Consider the following 25,725-nt stretch of genomic DNA (forward strand, 5'->3'; position numbering starts at 1 on the left):
CCATGGACATCGCCACCATCCCCAGGCATGTCCGCGCCGCGATGCGCTACTTCCCGCTCGTCGGACGGCCACGCCCCGCCTGCCCCGCTCTTACCGAACGCGTCACCGCAGTCGCCCAAGCTGCCACCGCCGCACACGCCGGCGCCGACATGAAGGAGGCCGCGAACGTCCTCAACATGGCGGCGCTGATCGCCAGCGACTGCGGACTGCCCGACCTGGCCACACTGTGGTGCTGGCAGCACATCGACGTCTACCTGCGACCCGGTCCGCTTACCACACTGCACGCCGGCTATCTCCTCGAGCCCGTGCTCAACCTGGTCCGCCTGCGCATCCGCGCCGACGCCGGCCGACCCGCCCTCGCACTGCTGCACGCGATGTATCAGGCGATCACCACCAGCACCAACCTGGCAATCGGAACCCGGACCCTGCCGCTGGCAGTACTCACCGGATCAACGGCAGGTCGTCGTGATCTCGTCCGATGGACGTGGCTGCAGTACCTCAACGAAGGGATCCGCATCCACGCCCTGGCCGGCAGATGGAACGAGGCCGCACAGCACGCAAAGAACCTCAACGGTGTCGGACTGCACCTGCTCGAAGGCCGCCAAGCCGCCACGATCGGACACCTCTTACACGACGGCATCACGACGGCTCGGAGCTTCCTCGCCGACAGCACGCTCACCGAACCCTGGGAACATCAGGTTGGCTCATGCCTCGCGGTCATGTGCGCCACACCCGACACTCGCCCCGACGCGGTACACGCGATGCACGACAGCTACTACGCGCATCACCCCGTACCCGGATACGAGCACTATCGGGCTCGCTGGGCCCTTAGCGCAGCCACCCTCACCGGCGAGTGCCACGGACGCGAGGCTCAGCGTCTCATCGATCAGGTGACGGCCGAGACCCTCGACGCGCCTGATGGATATGCGGCGCGCGAAATTCTTCGCCACCCCAACGCCCAGCTGTCGCCGCCACAACGCGAAGAGCTCGGCCGCATCGTGGCATCGGCTGGCCTGGGCGCGATGACGGTGCCCGACACGCTGCTGTCGACGTTGACCACAGCGGTGCACCTCGCAGAACGCACGCTGGCGGCGACAATCAACTGAGCACCAGTTTCCGGTCTAACCCGTGCGAGCTCGGAGAACGGCAGTGACTTCACTCGATGACGCCTTCGATGCCGTACCTGCGCTCGCCTACACCCACCATCCGAAGTGGGGTGAGACGGTACACCGCTCGGACCCTGCGGCCATCCGCCGCGACATCACCTCCTTGGCGGTACGGCCCGGGGACCGGGTCCTGGAGATCGGCACGGGCTCCGGGTACAGCAGCGCCATCCTCGCGAGCCTCTGCGGACCGCACGGCCGGGTCACCAGCATCGACATCAGCGACGAGCTCGTCGCCCGCGCCACGGCGATCCACCGGGAGCACGACATCCGCGGCGTCGACCTCCACGTCGCCGACGGCCTCGCCGACTACCCGTCTGCCGCGAGTTACCACCGCATGGTGGCCTGGTGCGCGCCGCCCCGACTACCCCGGACGTGGGTAGATCAGGTGGAGGATGATGGACGGATCGTCGCCTGCTTGCCAATCGCCGCGCTGCCGTCCACCACGCTGATCGCCACCATCACCGTTCGGGATGGCCGGCCCCAGCTGTTGGACGTCACTGGGGGCGGCTACGCGCAGAGTACCGCGACCGCGGTCGACGACGCGCTGACCATCCCCGGCCGCTGGGTCGATTACTGCGACCACCAGCCGGACCCGTCCTGGATCTCCATCGCCTGGCGCGACGACGACCCCCTGCGCACCGGCGCCCGCGCAGCCCTCGACCGACTTCTCCACGCCGGGCACACCGCGGCCCATCACGACATGTCGACGGCATGGCGATCGTGGACCGCATACACGGCCGCCCTCGGGGACAGGCACGTCAGCCTCGTGTCGCTACGGAATCGCGTCCGCGGGATAGGGCACACCACCCCGGATACCGCCGCCGTGATCCTGGCCGACGGCACCATCATCGCCGACACCCCGCACTCGCCGTCCCTGACGATCCTGCGGACCTGGCTAGACCGGTGGGAGACGGCCGGCCGCCCTGACGCCGGCTCCTTCCCGACCACGCTCGTGCCGTACCGCGGAACCGGACTCGCCGGTTGGGACCTGCGCGTCCGCATGCCCAAGCCCGACGGCCGGCAATGACCGGCCTTTCGCATCGGCACGGCCACCGTCCGGGCCTGAACGCCGTTCACCCGCCAGTGCCGGCAACTCGTCTGCGCGCCAGCCTCGAACCGTTTCGGCCTGACGCCCGCGCCGCAGAACAAGGCAGTGAGCCGCCTTCGAACAACTACCGTAAGACCACGACCCATCCAGACATGTCGCTAAGTGACCACACTATGGCGTATCGTGATGTCCGGTCGTTCAGTTGCCAGCGGTCCGCATCTCGACCGCGGGCGTAGCTGTCGCACCGCACGGGTCGCCGAGTCCCGTCGTGAGCGACTGGTTGTACGAGGGCGGATGAACAGGAACGACGTCGCGGTGATCCGGGCGGATCAAACGGAGTTCTACCGGGCCAACGTGAGTCGGTTGCTGCAGTACGCGTACGTGAGGTGCGGTGACCGGCAGTGGGCTGAAGATCTTGTCCATGAGACTTTTGTCCGCCTCTTCAGAGCATGGTCAACTGAGCGCGCGGCGGTCGCGGATCGCCGCGGCTACGCGGCACGTACGCTGCTGAACTGCTTCCGCGATGACCTGCGCCGGCGCAGTGCCCGTCCTCCGACGGACCTGGTTGCCGATCATGAGGATCGACCATCCTCCGTGCCGGTTGCCGAGGGAGAAGTGGATGTGGCGGATCAGGTTCGTGCCGCCGTGCGCGGGCTGGCGCCGCAGCAACGGGAGGTCATCTACCATTTCTATTACGAAGACCTGTCGCTAGCCGAGACCGCTCGGGTGATGGGTATAGGCCCGGCTAGCGTGCACAACTATCATTCCCTAGCCAAGAAGCGGTTACGGACGGAGCTGGCCCATCTGGCGCCTCCCGCGAAGGAGCGGCGCAATGAACGTTGAAGAACTCCTACGTAGCGACGCTGCGCGTGTCGCCACAGCAGTCGAACAAGTCGATACCGATGCCCTGCTCCGGCGCATCATCAGCGCGACGACGGCCTCAGCGCCGGATGATCTCGAAAACCCGGACATCGAAGACTGTACGCCGTCTGCCGACCTGCGGTTGAGCCCGCTTGAAGAGGTGCGTCACCACCTCCGCCATGCGCTATCCAGCCCATCTTGCGCCCGGCGCGCGGCCGAGCTTTTCGAGCTGCTCGGCCATGATAAGGAGGCAGCGGTCTGCTGGCGCAGTGCCGCCGACGGCGGCGATCGAGATGCCCAGGAGTACGTCGCCGAGTTCATCGCTCTGCCCACGCGGCCCGAGGCGGCGGAACACGACCGTAGGCAGATGCAGGAGCTTGTCGAAGCGTTCTGACGGGCCTGACTATCGCGGCAACCACTGTCTGACCTGCGGCAGCAGCAGACTCCGCGGCCGGGGTAAAGGCAGGAGCGGCATGGTAGCGGCTGCACGCCAAGATTCTCTGAATTTCTTGCCGGGAGGCAGTTAGGTTTGCCGACATCGATGCGTCGTTAGGGGTTGAACAGCTTCTGACGACAGCGGAAGGCTCCCCGTGGACGCGGCCCAACTCCTTATCGCACCCGAGGTTCGACGCCATCTTGGCGAGCGGGCGACCAGCGATCTTGCAAATCGGATCCAGCCCAGTGGCGACTGCCCCGTTTGCCACACGACGCTCACCGACTCCCAAGTCAGCATCACCGTGCACACCGCCGCCACCGACCCGCTCCTGGTCATGCCGGCACACGCGTCATGCCAGCCGTCGTCACTGATCATTCATCCCGCAGGGCGGCGGCCCGCCGCGCCACCCACTGAGTATCACTTCACGGTCTTCGTACTACCCGTTGTCCCTGCTGGCGAGGAAGCTTCTTCGAACCCGCAGGTCTGGGGAGTGCCGGCGATCCTGCTCAACCCGGAAGTCGACGTCCAGGTCGGCGATGTTGTTGACGGCCGCTGGCAGGCGTGGTGGGAGAAAACCGCCGAGCTGGTCGGGCTCACGCAACTCACCCCGGATCATCCGATGCCCGAGGCCGATGTCACGACCTGGGCGGCGCAGGTATCAACCACGCGTGGCCGCGGCCGGATAACGCTGCACGGCCCGGCGCTGCAATACCAGCTGGTTGACGTCCAGGCCGACCTCCTGGACCGAATGCGCTATGCCGGCCGGTGCCTGCTCCTGTTCTGCGGCTCAGTTCCAGCAGCTCCGGTTATCGATATGTCGCTGCTCGCGGCGGCGATGCGATCGGGATCGGTGTACGGCGCCTGGGCCAAGCTCGGCGGGCAGCCGACATCGGCGGTGTTCCCCCACCCCGATGAGCGCGAGATGGCCGACCGTGTCGCACCGCCAGGAGCGCAGATCATGCGGTCCACGGCGGACTTGGAACGCCAGCTGGACGACCGCGACGTCTGCGCCAAGGTCACCTTCAGCGATGATCCAGCACTGCGCCTGTCGTGGACGATCCCGGATCAGCCAAGGCAACCATTTCCGGTACTGCTGCTGGAACCTCGCAGGATGATCGGCATGGCTCGCGGCGATAGCGGAGTCAAGACCGAGGCCCGTGTCGAAATGGTGATCGGATCCGGCATGCACCGGCTGACCACAGCCGACACCGCGCCGGACGTGGCCCGCGACTGGCATGCGCGCCCCACCAGCAGCGGGGTGGAATTGACCAACCCTTTCGGTCAGGTCATCGCCACAGGTGCGGTATCGATACCAAACCGGTGGCGAGAGCAAGCCAGCGCCACCGGAAACGTCATCGTGATCTTCGGTCCCATGATCGGTGTGCGATCACCAGAAGGCCGACCGTATGACGACCTCGACCGGCATGCCGAACTTCAGAACTCGCGACGGCTCGGCTTCGCCGCCGCCGGCCAAGTGACCTGGGCCGACCCAGGGCTGCACGGCCACTCTCACCTCGACAGCGCAAGCACCGTGGAAGACGGACATCACGACCCCGACCTCGACGCCCTCGCCACCGAAAAACTCCAGCGAATCAGCTCCTACAGCATCACGGTAGCCGACAGCCTGGCCACCACGATCGCCCCGGAACAGCTTCAGCCCTGGCTGACCAGGCTCTGGCCGGTCAACTGCCAGACATGCGGCTTCGCCTTAGGTACCAAAGCCGAGGTCAACATCGACCACGTCAAGGGTCGCGACGAGGTCATCGTTTCGATGCACCACGCGACCTGCCGCCCGTCCGGGACGCCACCGGTCAACCTGACCAGCCCCACCTGCTCACTGACGGCCGGCTGCCTCGGCGAGGGACAGGGAGGCGAGCCCTCCGACACGGATCTGCCGGTCGCCGTGGTCAACCCCTCATGCGAGCACCTCGTCCTACGCCACGAGAAAGGAGGCGACTGGCAGGACGTCACGCTCAGCCAGTTCCGCCATCTGCGATTCACCGCGCCGAACGGACAATTTCCCCGGCAGGCCCGCCACACCTCGGCACGGGTCACCGGGCAGCGACTGACGATCACGACGACCAGCCGCCGCTCCGCCCGCACCAGCTGGTCGCTGGACGGGTGCCCCGAACATGTTCTCCGGCAGATCGTCCGGGCCGGTGGTATAGCCGTCGCCTTGACCACCACGGCACTTCCCGCCCGGCTGGGCCACGACGACCTACCCATCACCTTCAACGACCCGGCATCGCTGATCGCCTGGGTCCGGCTGCGCACGTCATGACGCCATCCCACATCGGAGGACGCTGTTGGTCGTAGACGTATCACTAAGCCCTGTGGAGATGCAGCACGCCGCCATGGTCGGAGCGCTCCGGCAGATCGAATCCATCCGGCTCCGCCTACAAGACCAGTACGGAGCCGACCCGGACAACGCCTGGAGCATCCACATCGAGGGCGCCGCCGGCGAAATGGCCGCCGCGAAAGCCATCGGCCGCTACTGGACCATGCCGGTCAACACCTTCAAAGACGGCGGCGACGTCGGCGAACTACAAATCCGCACCAGGCCAAGGCACTACAACGAACTCATCGTCCGGCCAGGCGATCGAGACACCGACACCTTCATCCTCGTCACCGGCCGTTCCCCACAATTCCGCGTCCACGGCTATATCACCGGCAGACAGGCTAAACGCCGCTGCTGGCTACACGGCTACGGCGGACGCCCACCGGCGTACTTCGTACCCCAGTCGGCACTCCGCCCGTTGGAGCTGCCAGCGCGCTGGTCCGCGGACCCAGCGCCAGGTACCTCACCTGCCTTCGGACAAGCATCTTAAAGAACCCGCAGCTTCAGCCGCAGGCCCGTCCCCAACACGCATCAACATCACACCCCAGAAGGCGAAAAGGTGATCACGCACACTGAGCTCGACACAAACACCGAGACCTGGCAGCAACTCCTCAACGACAAACACACCGCAGAACGCGACCTCGACACGCTGGCCACCAGAGTCATGCGCGATCACGACGACAACCACGTCGGCAACCTCCGCTGGTGCCCGTCCGAAGCCTGCCGAATGGTCGCCGAACGCCTGGGATAACCGGGTTCTCGGTCGAAGGGCGTCGATCCGCGGAGACCGCAGGACCGGCGGCGCGTGGCAGAAATCACCTCTACAGGTGACGAACGAGCCCTTTCTGACAGCTCGTGATGTGCGGTGCTCCCCAATTCTGCCCAAACTATGCCCGGACGGAGATCAAAAACGCGGCCCCCGGAAACCGGGGACCGCGTCCTGACCTGCAACTTCGTTTGTAGGGGGGACAGGATTTGAACCTGCGACCTCTGGTTATGAGCCCAGCCAAACATCACAGCTGAACCGTTAATTTGGCGAAGCCAAGTAAATTTAAATAGTCAAGCGGGCCACATGGGCAGCTATGTAGCGCTTCCACTCAGCTTGCGACCAAGTTGATCGACCAGTTGGTTTACTAGCCTAAGGTCTGCGTGCGCTACGCGACCCGACAGCCGACTTCGAATGCAGCCATTCTTATCTCTAACTGTTAGGTCAATATCCACTCCGCCAGCAGTTGCGGGCGTTGATGCAGCGCGGGCTCTTCCATACTCTACAACCGTTTCTGAGCCCAGTTCCGCATTATCTATAGATTGCTCCAAAGGCTCATCTTCAACCGAGAAAAGCCTGATACGTAGATGTCTGATAATTGCATTGACATCATCTTCAAATCGACGAAGGCGCAGCTGCATATATTGCCTACCAGCGAGGCTAGCGATATCATCCGGAAGGTCCGCTTCAGCTATCGGCCCACACCGGTCGAGGAACACAGGAACGACATCAAGCCCACCACGGAATGCCTCTCTGATTTCATGGCGAACCCAGTCATCCGCTCTATCGACAAGCCTCTCACCAGACAGGCCGGATCCATTCGTCAACCAGTGCGGTCCAATGACGACTAACATAGCCTTGCACTGCTTCAACGCAAGATTGATGCTGTCTTTATAGCGCCGACCTGGCTCAATAGAGCGACTAGCCATGAAGACAGCGTCTTCACCAAAGGCGCGAGCAAGTCTCGTATCAAGATTGACTGCGGCATGATCGCCGTCCGCCTTCCGATACGATACGAAGATTTTTGGCTCGACCACCAGCCACCCCCTTGGCAAGCGCGAAAGCCGCAGCACCTAGATGAGGATGCTGCTCATTCTCGTCGGACATAGGCGTGTGGATATTACACGTCCGCCTACATGCCCCGCACGACCACCGGCGACATACCTTGACAGCAGCCAATATGGCCGAAAGTGTCGCCTTAGGTACGTTGCGTATCCGACTCAAACGCGCGCGTCTTTCAGCTCAACGGGCGCCCTCAACCCTCGATCGATGCACTTGGCATAAGAGCCGCCGACAGGATCGGACTCACTCGTAGCACACTTTCGTCGCCATGCCATCGGTTGAGAATTCGATTAACAGATTTCAGGTCGGCACGAATTGTCGCCGACTCTATAGTTCGAACGCCGGAAAGAATGTCCTCTAAAACTTCCGCAGCCTTATCAAGCTTATGCGAGGCAGCGAGGGCGAGAGCAAGTCGAGCTCCAATTCTCGCGCGCGCCCGCCTATTCGACGCATGCGTCGCATCATACTCGTCCCGCAGGAACGGAACCGCGTCCTCACTCAAGCCAAGATCATGCAGTGACCAACCCTTAGCAAGGCGCAAAGGATTACTCATACGCTGGGATCCGAGTTGCACTCGCTGCGGTTCATCGTCGGGCTCATTCGCTAGCAACCCTTCGGCGCGCGCCATCGCCTTGATGTAGCTATGACGATCTCCGGCGAGAGCGTAACCTTGTGCCTCTCGTTGACATGCCAGGCGCTGAACATAGCTACCACATTGAGTTTTCTGTGCCAGCACAGCAAAATTTACCGTCATTCGTGCATCATGCTGATACAAGGCAATATTTGCGCGTCGTACATAGGCATACGCCACAGCATCATTGTCGCCGGCCAGCCTCGCAAAAATCACCGCTTGATCCGTCCACCGCGAAGCCGTCTCGTCGCTACCCATCTCTTGGGCCATCCACCCGGCATAATCGGCAAAACGAGAGGCCATCCGCCATACCTTCGGAGCAATTCGGTCGTCCGCCCGTTGAGCAAGCTTAACCAAAATCACGACTTGCGGCACTAGCATTGGCATGACATTCGAGGGAGCCAGCACTTGCCCAAGACTCTTAAGCCTATCGAGGAGATCCGCAAAGCTTTCGATCGCTTGATCTTGGACGTCGGGACGTACTAGCGCATCTGAGACGTATGAACGCCGCGAGGCCGTATCAGCGTGAAATGATTCAATCCATGAAAGATCAAACGTAGCGTCCGGATTCGGGAAGGGCTCACGCGCCTGGCTAATCATGACCGCTTGAGGTTCAAGCATAAGAGCCAAGACGCCTTCAGCGCCAAGAGCGGCATCGAGTCGACGGGCGAACTCCACACTCGGCTCTCGATCGCCAGTTTCGATACGGCTGATATAGCCTCGACTGTAGTGAGTCCTAGAGCTAAGCTCGCTTAAGCTCAAACCAGCCGCCAAGCGTCGACGTCGCAGTTCGGCTCCGAAAGACGATGCGTCGCTCGCGGGCGTCGTCATTAGGCCCCCCACATGCTACGAGATAGACACCGATCTAATGATAGGATAGCCAATCTTTACTTAATTCCCAAGCCTCCGGATGTGCCAGTTCCGCATCAGCCGCTTGACGGACCCCCCGCGAGTACTGTACCGCGTCGCCCCCGAGCAAGCGATCATGGATTCGGCCTGGTGGGAGGGATCGCGCCCGGGCTATCTCTGATCAACTCCTTGAAATTCCTCGTCACTCGGACCGGCATGGCTGTTCACTCCGCTTGTCCACATGTGCCGAGGTACGCCCAACCGACCGGGGTGGCGGCGACGACCTGCCAATCGAAACCTAGCCATCTGCATCTTCTCGGCCGCTCCTGTCACCACATGATGGCGACAGTTGGGTCTGCCTGCATCGATAGGTGTCAGGTCAAGCCACGCGGCCCGACTGGCCGGTGGGGCCAAGTCTCTCGTACTCGATAGGGGTCAACCGGCACAGGCCTCGTCGGCGGCGGTGGCAGGTCCGTTCGACCCAGGTCACGATCGCGGCGCTCAGCGCTTGTCGGGTAGTCCAGGCCCGGCGGTCGAGGACGTTGTTCTGGGCAGCAGGCCGAAGAACGACTCCATGGCGGCGTTGTCACCGGCGGCGTCGACTCTGCCCATCGACCTGAGCATCCGGTGCTGATCCACGGCACCAACGAATTTCCGGCTGCGGAGCTGCGATCCTCGGTCAGTGTGCAGCACGCAGCCGGCCCTTTCACCGCGCCGGGCGACGGCGCGGTGCAGGGCATTGACGGCCAACCTCGACCTCATACGTGAGTTGATGGAGTAGCCGACGATCCTGTTCGACTAGACATCCTTGATCGCGCAGAGATGGAGCTTGCCCTCACCGGCGCGGTGCTCAGTGATGTCGGCCAGCCATGACCGATTCGGGCCGCCAGCGGTGAAGTCGCGCTTGACGAGGTCGTCGTGGACCGGCGGTCCCGGCCTGGAGCCCTTGCCCCGGCGCCGCTTGCGGCTGACCACGCTCCACCAGCCCATCCCGGAACAGATTTTCCAGGCGGTGCGTTCGGCCATCGGCTGTCCAGCAGCACGGGCCTCGTCGTTCAGGAATCGGTAGCCGAATTCCGGATCATCACGATGGGCATCACACAGCGCGTTCGCCCTATACGCCGCGGCCAGTGCAGCGTCGGCGACCGGGCGGGCGGACCACCGGTAGTAGGGCTGGCGAGCAAGTGGAGCACCCGGCACGTGACCGCGACAGCAATCCCGTCTGCGCGGCAAGCTCGTCTACGAGCGGGGGAGAGCCTTTCCCGGCAGATTCGCCTGCGACAGATACGCCGCGGCCCGGTGCAGGACCTCGTTCTCCTGCTCGATCAGCTTGATCCGTTTGCGGGCCTCGCGCAGCTCGACCTCATCAGTGCGGCTCACGCCGGGCTCGGCACCGGCGTCAATGCCGGCTTGGCACAGCCATTCGAACATCGTCATCGGGTGGACTCCGAACCCCTTCGCGATTTGCTCGACCGTCACGCCGGGGTCCGGTCACGAACGACCCGCACGGAACTCACGAGGGTAGGGCCCTTCCCAGCTCAAGCTGCCCACTCGTTACGAAGTACATCCCAGGCTCGCACGACAAGACGCTGAAGGTCACGCGCTGCGGCAGCCTGCTGAATAGCCTTCGATTGCGCCTCAGCGATCGGAAGAGGTGACGGTGATGAGGCTCCAGGCTCGGCGCCGTCAAGGCACTTTCGAAGCACAGCAGCGCCATCCGGTACATCGATTCCAAGGAGGACATCTGCAGCGTCGGCTAGCTCCCGCATAGTCTCGGCTAGACCGGCGATACCGCGGTCCGCTAGTTGCCGTGCGTCCGTGCGAAAAGCACACAGACCGATCTGGCGAAGCTGCTCCTGCGTACATGGGGGACCTTCCAGGACCGCCGATGCGACGTCCTCGCCCTGCCGAAGAAGGGCGCAGCACTCGCTGTGCTCCTCCTTCCAAAGTTCCCACCTGGCACGCTGGTCTGCGCGTGCGTCCGCCTCCATTTGCCTCTCCCGGTCGTCCCGGGCCTGCATCAGGCGATCCATTATCTGATCTTGACGTTGCGTCCACGCGATTCCGACAGCCACGAGCATGGCAGAAATGCCGACCACTATCCCGACCAGCACAGCCAGCCAGTCACCGGGCGTTATGCCGGAGAGCAGCACACCTAAAAACTCCGGATACCCGATCGAGATAGATGTAGGTGCGAGGTGCGAGTACATTGCCATGACCCGGCCTTTCCGATCTTGAAGGTGCGGCAGTTCCATGGGACCCTGTCGGCGGCGAGCCTGGCGCTGGCTGTCAACCTGCCCTCCATCATCTGTTGCCTGTTTTCTGGGTGCAACCCGAGGACAACAGTTGGCATGCATTGTGGCCTACCTGCGATTCCACGTTGAAGCGGCCAAGCTGCTCGAGCGGCGCTAGGTGCGCTCGGCCTCCTCGACCACGCGCAGCCGCTTGATGTTCTCCTCCTGCTCGGCCACGGTCTTCTCGACCGCGATCCGCTCCCGGACGACCTCGGCGATCGCCCGCTTCTCGGCCTCCACCTCCTTGTCCTTGGAGATGGTGGAGAGCTCGGTCTCGCGCTGCCGGCCGATGACCTCCAGCATGCGGTCCTTCTCGATCCGCTCGGTCTCGATCGCGATGACCCGCTCACGGTTCTTCGCCGCGACCGCGATCTCCCGGGCCTGGTTCTCCGCCTGGATGCCCAGCTGCTCCTCGGTGCGCAGGTCGGCGGTGCGCGAGCGCAGGCGCTCCTCCGCGTACACCTTGGCGGTCTCGGCCTCTTCCCGGGCACGCATGGTCTCGATCTCGCGCTTCTGCCGGATCTCCGCCTCGGCCTGGCGGCGCTGCAGCTCGAGGATCGCCTCCCGGGCGTCCATCTCCTCGGAACGCTGGAACTCGTTGGTCCGCACGTTCTCGGCCGCGGTCAGCTCGGTGATCTTCCGGATGCCCTGCGCGTCCAGGATGTTCTTCGGGTCCAGCCGGCCGATCGGCGTCTGCTCCAGGAAGTCGATCGCCGCGTCCTCCAGGCTGTAGCCGTTGAGGTCGGTACCGATCACCGCGATGATCTGGTCGCGGAACTCGTCGCGCTTGGTGTAGAGGTCGACGAAGTCCAGCTGCTTGCCGACCGTCTTCAGCGCCTCGGAGAACTTCGCGTTGAACAGCTCCTGGAGCGTGTCCTGGTCGCTGGCGCGCGCCCGGCCAGACCGCCCCGGCCGAGACCGACCCTCCCAGGCGCGGGAGCGATCGACACCCATACCCCAGGCGCTGATCTTGTCGCGGCTCGGGAGCCCACCGGCCCCGCGAACGAAGTCCATCGACCAACACGTCATGTCCACTCTGGATGGCCAGCATTTGGCCAGCATGACGATCGAAAACAACTACAGCGGACCAATGCCAACCAACCAGTTGGCATTGGTCCGGCATTCGCGCTGAGCTGCTGAAATGCTGGCTCATCAGCCCTTGAGCAGCTGCCTCGACATCACGATCCGCTGGACTTGATTCGTGCCCTCGTAAATCTGGGTGATCTTCGCGTCGCGCATCATGCGTTCGACGGGGTAGTCGTGGGTGTAGCCGTAGCCGCCGAGGAGCTGGACGGCGTCGGTGGTGATCTCCATGGCGGCGTCGGAGGCGAAGCACTTGGCGGCGGCGCCGAAGTAGGTGAGGTCGGCGTCGCCGCGTTCGGACTTGCCGGCGGCCACGTAGGTGAGCTGACGGGCGGCCTCCAGCTTCATGCCCATGTCGGCGAGCATGAACTGCAGGCCCTGGAAGTCGGCGATCGGGCGGCCGAACTGCTGGCGCTCCTTGACGTAGCCGAGCGCGAAGTCGAGTGCGCCCTGCGCGATGCCGACAGCCTGGGCCGCGATCGTCACTCGGGTGTGGTCGAGCGTGCGCATGGCGGTGCCGAAGCCGGTGCCGGGCTCGCCGATCATGCGGTCGGCGGGAATGCGCACGTTGTCGAAGTAAACCTCGCGGGTCGGTGAGCCCTTGATGCCGAGCTTTTTCTCCGGCGCACCGAAAGAAACCCCATTGTCCGATTTTTCCACGACAAAAGCGGAGATGCCGCGGGAACGGGCGGCCGGGTCGGTCACGGCGAAGACCGTGTAGAACTCGGAGACGCCGGCATTCGTGATCCACCGCTTCGCACCGTTGAGCACATAGTGATCGCCGTCACGTTCGGCGCGCGTGGTCATCGACGCGGCGTCGCTGCCCGCCTCCGGTTCGGAGAGGCAGTAGCTGAACATCGCCTCGCCGGCGGCGACCGGGCGGAGGTACCTCTCCTGCAGCGACAGCGACGCTGCCAGCAACAGCGGCATGGTGCCGAGCTTGTTGACCGCCGGGATCAGCGAGGACGAGGCGCAGGCGCGGGCCACCTCCTCGATCACGATGGCGGTCGCGAGCGCGTCCGCCCCGGCGCCGCCGAACCGCTCCGGGATGTGAGGTGCATGAAAATCCGCAGCCCGCAGAGCGTCATAGGAAGCCACCGGAAACTCGGCCTTTTCGTCCGCTTCAGCCGCATTTGGTGCGACCTTGGCGTCACACACCGCGCGAACGGCTTCACGTACCGCATCATGATCTTCAGGCAGCTGATACGCATCGAACGATGGGATTGTCGACATTGCGGCCCTTCCCTTTGCTAGCGACCTGCGCGGATGCGAGGATACCGACCGTCATTCAGATCCTTGTTACCGACGCGTAGGAACCCTGACTATTGTCGCCTGCGCCCAAGGCCGAAACATGCTGTGAGCGGAGAAAAGGCGTGACGATCCCCTACCCCACCAGCCAGTCCGTGCAGGCGATTGCCCCGGTGACCCCGCCGTCCGGCGCGCCGCGACCGAGGCTGACGTTCCTCGGCACTGGCTACCTCGGTGCCACCTACGCGATCTGCTTCGCGGAGCTGGGCTACGAGGTGGTGGGCTTCGATGTGGACGAGGCCAAGATCGCGAAGCTGTCCGCCGGTTCGGTGCCGTTCCACGAGCCCGGCCTGGACGAGCTGCTGCGTCGCAACCTCGCCTCCGGCCGGCTGCGGTTCACCACCGACTACGCCGAGACCGCCGAGCACGGCGACGTGCACTTCATCTGCGTGGGCACCCCGCAGCGCGCCGACGGAATGGGCGCGGACCTCTCCTACGTCGAGGCGGCGGTGAGCGGCCTCTCCCAGCACATCACGCGCAAGGCGCTGATCGTCGGCAAGTCGACCGTCCCGGTCGGCACCGCCGAGTGGATCGAGCAGCTGGTCGGCAAGCACGCCGACCCGGAGCTGGGCATCGAGGTCGCCTGGAGCCCCGAGTTCCTCCAGGAGGGCTTCGCGGTCGAGGACGTGCTGCGCCCGAACCGCATCGTGGTCGGCGTCAAGACCGACTGGGCGAACGGCATGCTCTTCGCCGCCCACAAGGGCGTCTTCGACCTGGCCGCCACGGAGGACCGCGAGGTCCCGATGGTGGTCACCGACTTCGCCACCGCGGAACTGGTCAAGGTCGCGGCGAACGCGTTCCTGGCCACCAAGATCTCGTTCATCAACGCGATGTCCGAGGTCTGCGAGGTCGCCGGCGCCGACGTCACCCAGCTGTCCAAGGCGATCGGCTACGACCCGCGCATCGGCAACCGCTTCCTCCAGGCCGGTGTCGGCTTCGGCGGCGGCTGCCTGCCGAAGGACATCCGCGCGTTCCAGGCGCGCGCCCAGGAGCTCGGCGCCGGTGAGGCGCTGCGCTTCCTGCACGAGGTCGACCTGATCAACCTGCGCCGCCGCACCAAGGTGCTGCAGGTCGCCGCGGACCTGCTCGGCCGCCGCTTCGGCCCGGCCGGCCCGGACCTGTCCGGCACCAAGATCGCGGTGCTCGGTGCCACCTTCAAGCCGAACTCCGACGACGTGCGGGACGCTCCGGCGCTCGCGGTCGCGGCGCTGCTGCGCAAGGCCGGTGCGGACGTGCACACCTACGACCCGCAGGGCAACGAGAACGCCGCCCGCGCGCTGCCCACGGTGACCTACGAGGACAGCATGAACGCGGCCGTGCAGGACGCCGACCTGGTCTGCGTGCTGACCGAGTGGGCCGAGTTCCGCAACGCCGACCCGGTCGCGCTCGGCGAGATCGCCAAGGGCAAGAAGGTCATCGACGGCCGGAACTGCCTGGACAACACGGCCTGGGTCGCCGCCGGCTGGGAGTACCGGGGCATGGGCCGCCCGTAACGGTTCAACGCTTCACGACGGCCGGGGTTCCGCACGGGACCCCGGCCGTTTCCATGCCCGCCCGCGTGGAAATAGATCGCCAGGGCTACCCAACACAAGGGTCGTTTCGGCATGCTTCCTATGAGGGCGATTGCGGAAGTGAACGTGGAGGGTGACGCATGGCAACCTATCCCTGCGCTTCCTGCGGCCGGCAGATCAATCCGGCGGTGCGCTGCCCCTACTGCGGACACGTGAACACGTTCCAGGAGGAGATCTCGCGGATAGACGCGGCCATGGCCGAGCTGAAGCAGCGCGACATGAAGCTCGCCAAGGAGCGCGCGCAGCTCGCGGCGGATCTGAACACCGCGATGTTCCAGCGGGACACACTGCGCGCCGCGAACACGGTGCGAGAGAAAGCGCAGGAGAAGGCCCGCACGCAGAGCCGCCGCACCCGCCGCCGCACGGTCCGGCCCGCCGCGTCGCCGCGGCCCGGCGCGGGCTCCACCGCGGTGATGGACGAGCCGCCGCTGCCCCCGCCACCGCCCGGCAGCCGCCCGCGGGTCGCGCCGCTGGACGACGACACGCCCCGGCCGGAGCACGCGGAGACCTCGTCGCGCTCCGTGCAGAACCTGATCCTCGGCCTCGCCTGGCTGGTGCTCGGCACCGCGGCCGTGGTGTTCGTCGCGGTCGCGATCGGCAACGTCGACTCGGTCGCGCGCGTCGTGGTCCTGCTGATCGCGGCGCTGGCCATGCTCGCGCTGGCGCCGGTGGTGGAGCGCCGCGGCCTCAGCTCCACCGCCGAGACGATCTCCGCGATCGGCATCGTGCTGGTCCCGCTGGGCGGCTATGCGATCCACGAGGTCCAGGCGTTCGGCGGCAGTGCCGTACCCGATGAGATCTTCCTGGGCCTGACGTTCGCGGTGACCGCCGGCGTCGCCGCGTTCTACGCCGGCATGACGTCGCTGGCCACCCCGCGGTACGCGATGGTTCTCGCGCTGCAACCGGTGCTGCCGCTGCTGCTCTCCCAGGCCGCCGGCAACAGCGCGACCGGCTGGGCGCTGATCTTCACGCTGGTCGCGCTGCTCGACCTCGCGCTGACCAGGGTGCTGCTCCGCTACGGCACGCTCGCCCCCAGCTGGCCCCGGGGCCGCACGGTGACCGTGCCCCCGCCACGCCGGCCCGGCGAGCGGCCCGAGGGGGCCGACGAGGAGCCGGACGCGGTGCTGTACGCGGAGACGCCCCGACGGACCACGGCGCCGCCGTCCGGTCGCTACCTGACCGAGCTGATCTGGGCGCTGTTCGGCGTGGCGGTCGTGGTCGCGCTGCTCTTCGCCACGGTCGCGGTGCTCCGCGCGGGCACGCCGTCCGCGGCGTACCGGTCCGCGCTGGTCCTCCTGCTCGCGGCCGGTGCCGGCCTGGCGGGTGCCACGCTGCTGCGCCGCCCGGGACTGCGCGACCTCGCGGCCGGTGCGATGACACTCGCGGTGATCGGCGCGATCGCCCGGATCGCCGCGGTCGCGGTGCCCGGCCGCGCACTCGTCGCGATCGCGGCCGCGGTCGCGCTGACCGGCGTCGGCGTCCGGATGCTCCCCGCGCACCTGCGGCGTGGCCCGCAGCTGGCGTCCGCGGTCGCGCTGACCGTGCTCACGCTCGTGGTGGCGATCGCCGCGATCCCGGCCGCGATCGCGCCGGTCCGTGCCGCGCTGCCGCCATGGGGCACGGACCTGACCGCGTACGCGGCCGACCTGGCCCGGTTCGCGAACTACCCGGACTGGCAGCTCGCGCTGAGCGCGCTGTTCATCACGATCGCGGCCGCGCTCGCGCTGCCCGCGGAGGTCCGCTACGAGAGCGCGGTCGCCGGGGTGGCCGTGACCTCGCTGACCGTACCCGCGTCACTGCACCTGCCCTGGTCGGAGGCGCCCTGGCCGCTGGTGGCCGGTGCGGTCGGCATCGGCCTGGCCGGGCTGGCCGCGCGCACCCGGAACGGCGCCTACGCGCACGTCATCGCGGCCGCCGTGGTCGGCATCGCCGGTGCCGGTGCCGCGGTGTCCCGGCCGTGGCTGACCGCGGCCGTGCTGACCGCGCTGGCCGGTGCGGGCGTGATGATCGCGGTCGGTTCGCAGCTGATCCCGCGGGAGCGGCTCTTCGCCTGGGTGATCGGCGACTGGGCCCGAGGCGGTGCCGCGTTCGCGTTCCCCGGCGCGGTCGCGTCCGCCGTGGCCGCGATGTCCGCGACCGACGCCCCGAGTGACACGCTGCCGATCCTGGCCGCGAGCTTCCTCGCCGTGTCGATCACGCTCGGCTACGCCGCGATCAACCAGGTCGCACAGCGGGCGATCAGCCTGCCGGTGACGGTCGGCGCCGGGCTGGGCGCGCTCGCGGTCGCCGCCGCGTCGTTCGGCGCCGAGCACACCTCGCCGGCGGACGTGCTGGTCGGCGCGCTGCTGCTGGTCGCGGCCGTGCTGCTGTTCCTCACCCCGCAGATAGACTCCGGCCGCCGGGCGGACATGGTGCTGGACGGCGCGGACGTGGCCGCGGCCGCCGCCACCGTCGCGGTGATCGGCGCGCTCGCCCGGGTCGGCGCGATCGCGTTCCCGGACTCGCAGCTCGCGGTGGCCGCGCTGATGGTGCTGATCATCGCGGCCGGTGCCTGGCTGCTGCCGGCCGACTGGCGGCGCGGCCCGACCGCCGGTGTCACGGTGGCCGGCGCGGTCGTCGCCGCGATCGCCGGTTACCTCGCGATCGGCGCCGGCCTGCGCGCGCTTGCGGTCTCCGGCTCGCTGTGGGACGCCGATCTCTCCTCGTGGACCACGTCGCCGTCCACCGGCGGCGCCGAGGTGCCGATCGCGCTGCTCATGCTCGCCGGTGCGGCCGCGCTCGCGCTGAACCGGCCGCTGGCCTACAACGCGGCCGCCGGTTGCGTCGCGCTCGCCACCGTCGCCACGCCGGCCGCGCTCGGCTGGCCCTGGTGGTCGCCGATCGTGGTGGGCGGTCTCGTCGCGCTCGTCTACGGCGTCGCGTCCGTGCTGACCACCGTGCCGTCCGCCGGGTACGCCCGGTTCGCCGCCGCGGTCGTGGTCTCGCTGCACGCGGCGGCCGTCAGCGTGGTCCGCCCGTGGACCACCGCGGCCGCGCTCGCCATGATCGCCACGATAGGGCTGCTGGTCGCCCTGCTCGCCGGGGACCAGGGCCCGCTCGCCCGGCGGGTCCGGGCCGCCCGGGCCACCGTGGGTGACCTGGAGGCCGGGCGGATCGAGCTGCCCCGGCACCTGGCTTTGATCGGCGGCGCCGGGGCCGGTGGCGCGCTGCTGGCGGCGCCGGGCGTGTTCGCCTCGATCGCCGCGCACCTCGGCCGGAACGCGGACGTGGTGCTGCTCTCCGCGCTGGCCGGGTCCGCGCTCGGGCTGGCCGTGCTGGCCACGATCGCGCGCGACGTACCGCAGTACCTGCCGTACACCTCGATCGGCATCACCGGTGGCGCCACGCTGACCGCGCTGGCCTCGCTGCCGACGGATCACCCGGCCGCGCTCTACGCGGCCGCGGCGGCGCTGCTCGGCGTGCTCGCGGAACTGCTGCGCGGCGGCACCAACCCGCCCGCGCGCGTGGTCACCACAGCGCAACGGTGGTCGCCGAGCGCGAGTGGCCGGTTCCAGGACATCTTCAGCCGGGCGATGACGGTCAGCCGGCGGTGGACGGTCAGCCCGGCGATGGGCGCGCTCTACGCGGGCGCGATCCCGGCGATCATCGCGCTGGTCCTGATCACGCCGTATCTGGTGGCCGCGCTGGTCACGCCGTACCAGCAGCTGCAGCTGATCTGGGGCGGGCCGGTGGACGCGCTGCTCGACCCGCTGCCGGACCGGCCGCTGGACGGCACCAGCGTGCTGGCCGCGCTGCTGCTCACCGGCGTCGCCACGCTCGCGGCGCTCGGCTTCAGCGGCAACCGGCCGCTGCTGTCCGTACCGGTTATCCTGCCCGGACTGGCGGCCACGATCCTGATCACGCCGATCGCGCTGGACTACAACTGGCCGACCGCGACCACGGCCGCGCTCGCGGTCTTCACCATCTCGATGCTCGGTCTGGCGCTCACGCCGACGCTCTACACGGCCGCGGCACGCCCACTGCGCGCGTCCCGGATCCTGGTGTTCGTGATCGGCATGCTGGCCGGTGGCGCCGGGCTCGCCGGTGCGCTCGCCACCCGGCCGCTCACGCTGTTCACGCTGGGCGCCGCGGTCGGCGTCGGCCTCGTTGCCGCGCTCGGCGGGCGGATCGAGATCTCCCGTATTCTCGGCTGGCTGTTCGCCGCGATCATGGCGCAGCTGTTCGTGGTGACGCTGGTGCTCACCGCGGGCCGAGACCGCTACTGGGCCGCGTTCGGCGTGCTCGCGGTCGGCGCCGGCCTGCTGATCGCCAGCTCGATGCTGCCGCGGCTGCGCGAGCCCGAGGCGGTGCGCGAGGCGTACGCGGTGGAATGGGCCGGCTATGCCGCCGCGGTGCTGGCACTCGCGCTCGCGTTCGACTCCGCGCCGCACGTCGCCGCGCTGCTGGCCGCATGGGGCGCGGTGCTCGGCCTGGCGTCCAGCCGGCCGCGCGCCGAGTCCGAACGGCGCATGCTGTTCTGGATCTCGGTCGGCCTTGAGGTCGGCGCGTGGCTGCTGCTCATGGTGGTCGCGGACGTGGCGCTCCCGGAGGCCTACACGCTGCCGTTCGCCGCGCTCGCGCTGCTCATCGGCTGGCTGGAATCGCGTCGGCGGGAGGATCTGAGCAGCTGGTACGCGTACGGGCCGGCGCTGATCGCCGCGTTCCTGCCCACGCTGGTGCTGGTCATCTCGCGGGAGACGACCGGTGTACGACAGGTCGGGCTGCTGCTCGGCGCGCTGGTCTGCCTGGTCATCGGCTCCCGTTACCAGCAGCAGGCGCCGCTGATCATCGGCGCGGTGGTCACCACGATCGCCACGCTGCACTTCGTCATCACGCTGGTCAGCGCGTGGCTCGTGCTGCTGCCGGTCGGCGTGCTGCTGCTCGTGCTCGGCGCCACGAACGAGAACCGGCGCCGGGCGCTCGCCTTCCGCGGGAACATCGGCCGCATGCGGTAGAGCGCGCCGCGGCAGGCAAAATTGAAGATCAAATTCATGTTCCCGCTTCCGGCGCGGCTGCGTCCCCAGTGCTCCCGCGGGCACCGGTCGTCGCTGGCGCTCCTCCCTGCCGGCTCCGCGGCGGTCACGAAAATGCCCCGATGGTGTACCCGATCGGTGGTCGAAATGGCGCCGGTGAGACGGCGGGAGGATTAGGGTCGGATGACCCACCCACGGGTGCCGGCGCGAAGGAGAGAGGCGCGATGCTCGACCAGCTCAGCGCGGATCAGGACCTCGACGCGCGCGCGGAACAGTACGTGCGTGCCCGGGCGGCCGCGGGCGAGGCCGAGCGCGCACGCCTGCGCGACGACTTCATCCGCTCCTCCCTGGCCTTCGCCGGCCGCCTGGCCAGCCGCTACTACGGCCGCGGCGAACCGGCCGAGGACCTCGACCAGGTCGCCCGGATCGGCCTCATCAAGACCATTAACCGGTACGACGCGAGCCGCGGCTCGTTCACCGCGTTCGCCGTGGTGACGATCCGGGGCGAGCTGCGCCGGCACTTCCGCGACCACACCTGGGGCGTGCACGTGCCGCGCCGCATGCAGGACCTCGGCCTGGACCTGAACCGCGCGACCGGCACGCTCGCCGCCCGGTTCGCGCGCGTGCCCACCGACGACGAGTTGGCCGGCTTCCTCGGCGTCGGCGAGGCGGACGTGCGGGCCGCCCGCGCGTCGCTCGCCGCGTACCTGCCGGTCTCGCTCAACCGGCAGCTCGACGTGGTCGAGGAGGCCGAGTTCGGCGACCTGTTCGGCGCGGCCGACCCGTCGCTCGCCGCGGTCGACGACCGCGCCGCGATGACCCGGCTGCTGCTGCGCATGCCGCAGCGGGACCGCCGGCTGCTGGCGCTGCGCTACTGGGGCAACCTGACCCAGACCGAGATCGCCGAGCAGTTCGGCGTCTCGCAGATGCAGATCTCCCGGCTCCTCGCCCGCGCGCTCGCCTGGCTGCGGACCGCGCTCCTCACCGACACGGTGCCGCCGTGGCCGGGCGCGACCGACGAGCCGGAGGTCCGGGTGGTGCTGTACAGCGGGCCTGGCCGGCTGCGGCACGCCCGCGTCTACGGCGAGATCGACCGGGACAACGCGGCCGAGCTGCGCGCCCGCCTGCTCGCCGCGCTGTGCGCGGGCCGGCCGACCACGATGGTGGTGGACCTGACCGGCGTGCCGTCGATGGACGCGGCCGGCCTGAGCGCGCTGGTCGCGGTGCACACCGCCGCACACGGCCGCGGCGTACGGCTGCGCGTCGTCGGCGCCGCACCGCACCTGGCCGGCCTGATGGGCGCGATCGGGCTCGGCTTCCTCCTCCGGCCCACCGGGCAGTGACCGCGTTCAGCGCAGCGCGCCGGGCAGTGACCGCGTTCAGCGCAGCGCGCCGGGCAGTGACCGCGTTCAGCGCGGCGCGCGAACCCTCCAAGCCGTGACCGGGCTCATCGCGGCGTGCCGGGCCGCGCCGCCGGCCAGTGACCGGCACGGCGGTTGTCGCGGCGCGCTCGGCCGGCCGGCGGTGAGCGGCGCGGCGGTCATCGGAGCGCGAGCGCGGCCCAGACGACCTTGCCGCCCGCGGCCGGCATCCAGCCCCAGTGGGTCGCGGACGCGTTGATCAGCGCGAGGCCGGACCCGGGGCGGAACGGCGGCCGCAACGGCTCCGGTGGCTCCGGCGAGCCGTCCCGCACCGCCACGTAGAGGAAGCGCGGCCGGAGCGTGACGCGCAGCGTCATCATCGTCCCGGCATGATCGATCGCGTTCGCCACCATCTCGCCCGCGACGACCGAGGCCGGCGCGACCAACTGGGGCAGCGTCCATCGGGTGCACGCATCGGTGATCACGTCGCGCGCGTGCCGGGACGCTCCCCGGATCGGCAGCAGATCGTCCGTGACCATCAGCATCCCCGAATCGCCGGCGTCGAGCAGGGTCCGGGCCTCGTTCAGGTCGGCCACCACGGTGAGCTTGCCGAACCCGCCGCCGGCCAGCAGCTCGGCCGTGGCCGGCGTCGGTGCGCAAAGCAACACCGGCGTGCCCGGCCAGGTCGCCGACTGCCGGACCACCGCGGTGAAGACACTCAGCGCGTGCGGCTCCGGAGCGTGCATCCCGGACAGGTCGACCAGCAGCGCCTCCGGCTGTTCCGCGAGGCATTTCAGCAGCGCGGTCCGCAGCCGGCCGGCGTCGCTCGTCATCAGGTCGCCGCACACCGTCACCACGGTGCGGCTGTCACCCGAATCGACGGTCCAAGTCAGCACGGCCGTACCTTCCGTGTGGGCTGACCGCTGAATACCCCGGTCGGGAGGCATCCAACGTCCCTATTCCTCCATGACGAGGATGGCACCGACCGGCACCCCTTCGTCGAGCATGGGACTGCACGCTACTCGCACCGTGATGGCCCGTCCACGCCGGTTCACCGCGTCCAGCCGCATCTCGCCCGGCTCCGGCTCGCCGCCGAGCGCCTGCCGGATCAGCGGCCGCAGCCGGTCGACCGGCAGCCCGATGTCAAGGTTGAGAAGGTGTTCGCCGACCGCCTCGTTCGCGCGCAGGCCCCACAGGTTTTCCGCCTGCCGGTTCCAGGCGCGGATCTGCAGGCTCTGGTCGACCACCACGATGCCGGCCCGCAGATGCGTGAGGATCGCGTCCAGGAACGCGTTGGCGCCGTCCAGTTCCGCGGTGCTGCGCCGCAGCCGCTCGTTGCTGTTCTGCAGCTCGTCGTTGGTGGACTGGAGCTCCTCGTTCGTGGTCTCCAGCTCCTCGTTCGTGGACTGCAGCTCCTCGTTCGTGGTCTCCAGCTCCTCGACCGTCGACTGCAACTCCTCGTTCGTCGTCTCCAGTTCCTCGTTCGTCGACTGCAGCTCCTCGTACGCGGTCTCCAGCTCCCGGTTCGCGGTCTCCAGGTCGTCGCGCAGCCGCCGGGCCGCGGTCACGTCCTGGAAGACCAGCGCCACGCCGAGCGGCTCCGCGTCCCCCTCCTGCAGCGGCGTGATCTGCACCTCCAGGTACGTCGAGTGGTGCCGCACGTCCTCCAGGTGGACGGTCCGGCGCTCGGACAGCGCCTTCTCGATGTAGGTGCGCAGCTCCACCGGCCGGTACGACACGTCCAGGTCCTGGAACGGCCGGCCCACGTCCCGCGCGGACACGCCGAACAGCCGCTCCGCCTGCTGGTTGCTGAGCGCGACCAGCCCGTCCGAGGTGACCACGATCTGCGCGATCGGGCTGGCCAGCATCGCCGCGTTGCGCATCCGGTCGACCCGGACCGGCCCGTCCGTGCCGCGCGCGAGCTGGTGCTGCGTGCTCTCCGGCGGCGCGTACCCGCCGGCCACCGCGCGGGGCAGCCGGCGGAAGATCCGGTGCTTGCCGTCGGTGGGCAGGAACCTCGCGCTGTGGTGGCGCAGTGTCTCGGCCCGGCCGAGGAACAGCGTGCCGCCGTCGGCCAGCGCGAAGTGGAACCGGGCCAGAATCCGCGCCTGCGTCTCCGGTGTGAAGTACATCAGCGTGTTGCGGCAGGTCAGCACGTCGATCCGGGAGATCGGCGCGTCCTGGACCAGGTCGTTACGCCCGAAGATCACCGAACGCCGCAGGTCCGGCCGGAACTGGTACCGCTGCCCGGCCGCCTCGAAGTACTTCGTGGCCAGCTCCGGCGGCACCGCCGCGATCGTGGTCGCATCGTAGGTCGCGTGCCGGGCGTCGTTGAGCTGCTCCTCGTCCACGTCGGTGGCGTAGATCTTCACCCGCTGACGCAGCGCGTCGACGCCGAGCACCTCGCCGAGCAGCATCGCCAGCGTGTACGCCTCCTCGCCGGACGCACACCCGGCGCTCCACAGCCGGACCGGCGCGTCCGGCGCCTTCGCGGACGCCAGCGGCTCCAGCACCGACCGGCGCAGGCTGTCCCACGCGCCCGGGTCACGGAAGAACGAGGTCACGTTGATCAGGATGGTGTTGAACAGCGCGGTGAACTCGTCCGGATGCACCTGGAGATGGTCGACGTAGTCCCCGTAGTCGGCGATCTGCAGCGCCGCCATCCGCCGCCTGACCCGGCGCATCAGACTCGACCGTTTGTATCCGGTGAAGTCGAATCCGCGAGCTTCCTTCAGATGGATCAGCAGCTCCTCGAACTGCCGGTCGGCCTGGTCCATGGCTCGCCTCCACTACCCGATGCGCAAAGTTACCGCACCTGGCGCGGGTCAGCTCGCGCGCCGTAGCGTCCAGGACGGGGTCACGCCGTACACCGCCCGGTAGTGCGCGGTGAACCGGCTGTGGTCGGTGAAGCCGCAGCGGGCCGCGATCGCCATCACCGTCGTGCCGCGCGGGTCGGCGGCGAGCAGGTCCCGGTGCGCGTGCGCGAGCCGGACCCGGCGCAGGTAGCCACGCGGCGTGATGTCCAGGTGGCGGCGGAACGCCATCTGCATGGCGCGGATCGAGACGTGCGCGACGGAGGCGATGTCGGCCGGGCTGATGTCCCGGTGCGCATTGTCGTCGATGAACGCGACCGCGCGGCGCAGCGAGGCCGGGTGCGCGTCGCGCCGGTCCTCGATGGTCGGCTCGGTCAGCCCGTCGTGCGGGAACACGGAGAGCGCGGTCGACGCGAGCAGCCGGGCCATGCTGCCGGCCACCAGCGGCTCGGCGACCGCCTCCGGGGTGGCGTTGAGGCAGTCGAACACGTAGTCGTACGTGGTGTCCCACAACCAGGCCGACCGGGCCGGGACCGGGACGTGCGCGGCGAACCGGATCGGGCGTGCCGCGCGGCCGGGTGGGCCGTCCGCGACCTCCGCGACCAACCCGGGATCGAGCACGGCCAGCTCCAGATGCGCGTTGTCCAGCGCGGCGCGGTGTGGCTCGCCGGGCTGGACCGCGACGAACGCCTCGCCCGGCGTGCCGTACACCCGGGCCGCGCCGCCGGCCCGGAGCGCGATGCGCCCCCCGGCGATCCGGCCGACGATGAGCGCCTGCTGCGGCACGCTGTCCACGTCGAGGCTCATCCGGAATGAGTTGCGGTGCAGCTGCGCGGCACCGACCGGGTAGTGGCCGAACCGTACGTGGTGCTCGCCGGCGGTGGCCCGCAGGCGCAGCCGGCCGTACGCCCGGCAGAGGAACTCGTGCACGGCGTCGATGTCGGTGGTCTCGAACACGGTCGCCATGGCTCTCCGGCTTCTCCCACCGCACTGCTCGGTTATCCGATAAACGAGCAGGACAGCCGCCGAACACTCCAACGGGAGCGCCGACATCCGTTCGGGTGAGCGGAGAACTTCGTTTTCGGCCCAGCCGGCGCCCCGGCGGTCGTTTCGCGCGCTAGCACCG

The 25,725-nt window shown here is 68.1% G+C and carries 17 protein-coding genes and 1 pseudogene; 10 read left to right on the plus strand and 8 right to left on the minus strand.

Annotated features, from left to right (window positions below):
- Nucleotides 1-2: 2 nt before the first annotated feature.
- The 7 genes from J2S42_RS17985 to J2S42_RS18015 all read left to right on the plus strand — a co-directional run bounded on the left by J2S42_RS17985 (nt 3) and on the right by J2S42_RS18015 (nt 6,600).
- Entirely contained in the window at nt 3-1,106 is a 1,104-nt protein-coding gene (locus tag J2S42_RS17985) for a hypothetical protein (protein WP_307240649.1), read from the plus strand.
- 43 nt (nt 1,107-1,149) lie between these two features.
- Nucleotides 1,150-2,193, plus strand: coding sequence for a protein-L-isoaspartate O-methyltransferase family protein (locus J2S42_RS17990; RefSeq protein ID WP_307240651.1), 1,044 nt, complete (start codon nt 1,150-1,152; stop codon nt 2,191-2,193).
- 315 nt (nt 2,194-2,508) lie between these two features.
- Entirely contained in the window at nt 2,509-3,057 is a 549-nt protein-coding gene (locus tag J2S42_RS17995; RefSeq protein ID WP_307240653.1) for an RNA polymerase sigma factor, read from the plus strand.
- Nucleotides 3,047-3,469, plus strand: a complete 423-nt coding sequence (locus J2S42_RS18000) for a hypothetical protein (RefSeq protein ID WP_307240654.1) — start codon at nt 3,047-3,049, stop codon at nt 3,467-3,469. The genes J2S42_RS17995 and J2S42_RS18000 overlap by 11 nt, the downstream gene beginning before the upstream one ends.
- A gap of 196 nt (nt 3,470-3,665) precedes the next feature.
- Nucleotides 3,666-5,792, plus strand: a complete 2,127-nt coding sequence (locus J2S42_RS18005) for a hypothetical protein (protein ID WP_307240656.1) — start codon at nt 3,666-3,668, stop codon at nt 5,790-5,792.
- Nucleotides 5,793-5,844: 52 nt separating this feature from the next.
- Entirely contained in the window at nt 5,845-6,339 is a 495-nt protein-coding gene (locus tag J2S42_RS18010; RefSeq protein WP_307240658.1) for a hypothetical protein, read from the plus strand.
- Between the two features lie 69 nt (nt 6,340-6,408).
- On the plus strand, nt 6,409-6,600 hold the full coding sequence (locus tag J2S42_RS18015; RefSeq protein ID WP_307240660.1) for a hypothetical protein: 192 nt from the start codon (nt 6,409-6,411) through the stop codon (nt 6,598-6,600).
- Between the two features lie 329 nt (nt 6,601-6,929).
- Here the strand turns inward: J2S42_RS18015 and J2S42_RS18020 are convergent, their stop codons facing one another.
- The 5 genes and pseudogenes from J2S42_RS18020 to J2S42_RS18045 all read right to left on the minus strand — a co-directional run bounded on the left by J2S42_RS18020 (nt 6,930) and on the right by J2S42_RS18045 (nt 13,767).
- Nucleotides 6,930-7,688, minus strand: a complete 759-nt coding sequence (locus J2S42_RS18020; RefSeq protein ID WP_307240662.1) for a toll/interleukin-1 receptor domain-containing protein — start codon at nt 7,686-7,688, stop codon at nt 6,930-6,932.
- Nucleotides 7,689-7,870: 182 nt separating this feature from the next.
- Nucleotides 7,871-9,139 (minus strand): helix-turn-helix domain-containing protein, encoded by a 1,269-nt coding sequence (locus tag J2S42_RS18025; RefSeq protein ID WP_307240664.1) that lies wholly within the window; start codon nt 9,137-9,139, stop codon nt 7,871-7,873.
- A 397-nt stretch (nt 9,140-9,536) separates the two neighbouring features.
- Nucleotides 9,537-10,636, minus strand: a pseudogene (locus tag J2S42_RS41965) (IS3 family transposase).
- Between the two features lie 929 nt (nt 10,637-11,565).
- Nucleotides 11,566-12,465: a flotillin family protein gene (locus J2S42_RS18040; protein ID WP_307240669.1), complete on the minus strand. Its 900-nt coding sequence runs from the start codon at nt 12,463-12,465 to the stop codon at nt 11,566-11,568.
- A gap of 138 nt (nt 12,466-12,603) precedes the next feature.
- Nucleotides 12,604-13,767, minus strand: coding sequence for an acyl-CoA dehydrogenase family protein (locus J2S42_RS18045; RefSeq protein WP_307240671.1), 1,164 nt, complete (start codon nt 13,765-13,767; stop codon nt 12,604-12,606).
- A gap of 140 nt (nt 13,768-13,907) precedes the next feature.
- Between J2S42_RS18045 and J2S42_RS18050 the strand changes: the two genes are divergently transcribed.
- The 3 genes from J2S42_RS18050 (at nt 13,908) to J2S42_RS18060 (ending at nt 21,768) form a co-directional block, all read left to right on the plus strand.
- Nucleotides 13,908-15,335 carry a UDP-glucose dehydrogenase family protein gene (locus tag J2S42_RS18050; RefSeq protein ID WP_307240673.1) on the plus strand — a complete coding sequence of 476 codons (1,428 nt, stop codon included), beginning with the start codon at nt 13,908-13,910 and terminating at the stop codon, nt 15,333-15,335.
- A 158-nt stretch (nt 15,336-15,493) separates the two neighbouring features.
- Complete coding sequence (locus tag J2S42_RS18055) at nt 15,494-20,407, plus strand: SCO7613 C-terminal domain-containing membrane protein (RefSeq protein ID WP_307240675.1); 4,914 nt, start codon at nt 15,494-15,496, stop codon at nt 20,405-20,407.
- A 242-nt stretch (nt 20,408-20,649) separates the two neighbouring features.
- Nucleotides 20,650-21,768: a sigma-70 family RNA polymerase sigma factor gene (locus J2S42_RS18060; protein WP_307240677.1), complete on the plus strand. Its 1,119-nt coding sequence runs from the start codon at nt 20,650-20,652 to the stop codon at nt 21,766-21,768.
- Between the two features lie 197 nt (nt 21,769-21,965).
- On the opposite strand, the gene J2S42_RS18065 is transcribed toward J2S42_RS18060, so the two are convergent.
- From J2S42_RS18065 to J2S42_RS18075, 3 genes are read right to left on the minus strand one after another with little or no spacing between them, the layout of a single operon-like run.
- Nucleotides 21,966-22,682 carry an ATP-binding protein gene (locus J2S42_RS18065; RefSeq protein WP_307240679.1) on the minus strand — a complete coding sequence of 239 codons (717 nt, stop codon included), beginning with the start codon at nt 22,680-22,682 and terminating at the stop codon, nt 21,966-21,968.
- A gap of 60 nt (nt 22,683-22,742) precedes the next feature.
- Entirely contained in the window at nt 22,743-24,563 is a 1,821-nt protein-coding gene (locus J2S42_RS18070; protein WP_307240681.1) for a CheR family methyltransferase, read from the minus strand.
- Nucleotides 24,564-24,611: 48 nt separating this feature from the next.
- Nucleotides 24,612-25,565: a helix-turn-helix transcriptional regulator gene (locus J2S42_RS18075; RefSeq protein ID WP_307240683.1), complete on the minus strand. Its 954-nt coding sequence runs from the start codon at nt 25,563-25,565 to the stop codon at nt 24,612-24,614.
- Nucleotides 25,566-25,725: the final 160 nt, after the last annotated feature.

Source organism: Catenuloplanes indicus (genome assembly GCF_030813715.1).
GTDB lineage: Bacteria > Actinomycetota > Actinomycetes > Mycobacteriales > Micromonosporaceae > Catenuloplanes > Catenuloplanes indicus.

What these genes read in the sequence shown, in the direction of transcription:
- J2S42_RS17995 (WP_307240653.1), top strand. Translation starts at nt 2,509, where the DNA reads ATGAACAGGAACGACGTCGCGGTGATCCGGGCGGATCAAACGGAGTTC.
- J2S42_RS18075 (WP_307240683.1), bottom strand. Translation starts at nt 25,565, where the DNA reads ATGGCGACCGTGTTCGAGACCACCGACATCGACGCCGTGCACGAGTTC.
- J2S42_RS18070 (WP_307240681.1), bottom strand. Translation starts at nt 24,563, where the DNA reads ATGGACCAGGCCGACCGGCAGTTCGAGGAGCTGCTGATCCATCTGAAG.
- J2S42_RS18040 (WP_307240669.1), bottom strand. Translation starts at nt 12,465, where the DNA reads ATGGACTTCGTTCGCGGGGCCGGTGGGCTCCCGAGCCGCGACAAGATC.
- J2S42_RS18025 (WP_307240664.1), bottom strand. Translation starts at nt 9,139, where the DNA reads ATGACGACGCCCGCGAGCGACGCATCGTCTTTCGGAGCCGAACTGCGA.
- J2S42_RS18055 (WP_307240675.1), top strand. Translation starts at nt 15,494, where the DNA reads ATGGCAACCTATCCCTGCGCTTCCTGCGGCCGGCAGATCAATCCGGCG.
- J2S42_RS17985 (WP_307240649.1), top strand. Translation starts at nt 3, where the DNA reads ATGGACATCGCCACCATCCCCAGGCATGTCCGCGCCGCGATGCGCTAC.
- J2S42_RS18000 (WP_307240654.1), top strand. Translation starts at nt 3,047, where the DNA reads ATGAACGTTGAAGAACTCCTACGTAGCGACGCTGCGCGTGTCGCCACA.
- J2S42_RS18060 (WP_307240677.1), top strand. Translation starts at nt 20,650, where the DNA reads ATGCTCGACCAGCTCAGCGCGGATCAGGACCTCGACGCGCGCGCGGAA.
- J2S42_RS18045 (WP_307240671.1), bottom strand. Translation starts at nt 13,767, where the DNA reads ATGTCGACAATCCCATCGTTCGATGCGTATCAGCTGCCTGAAGATCAT.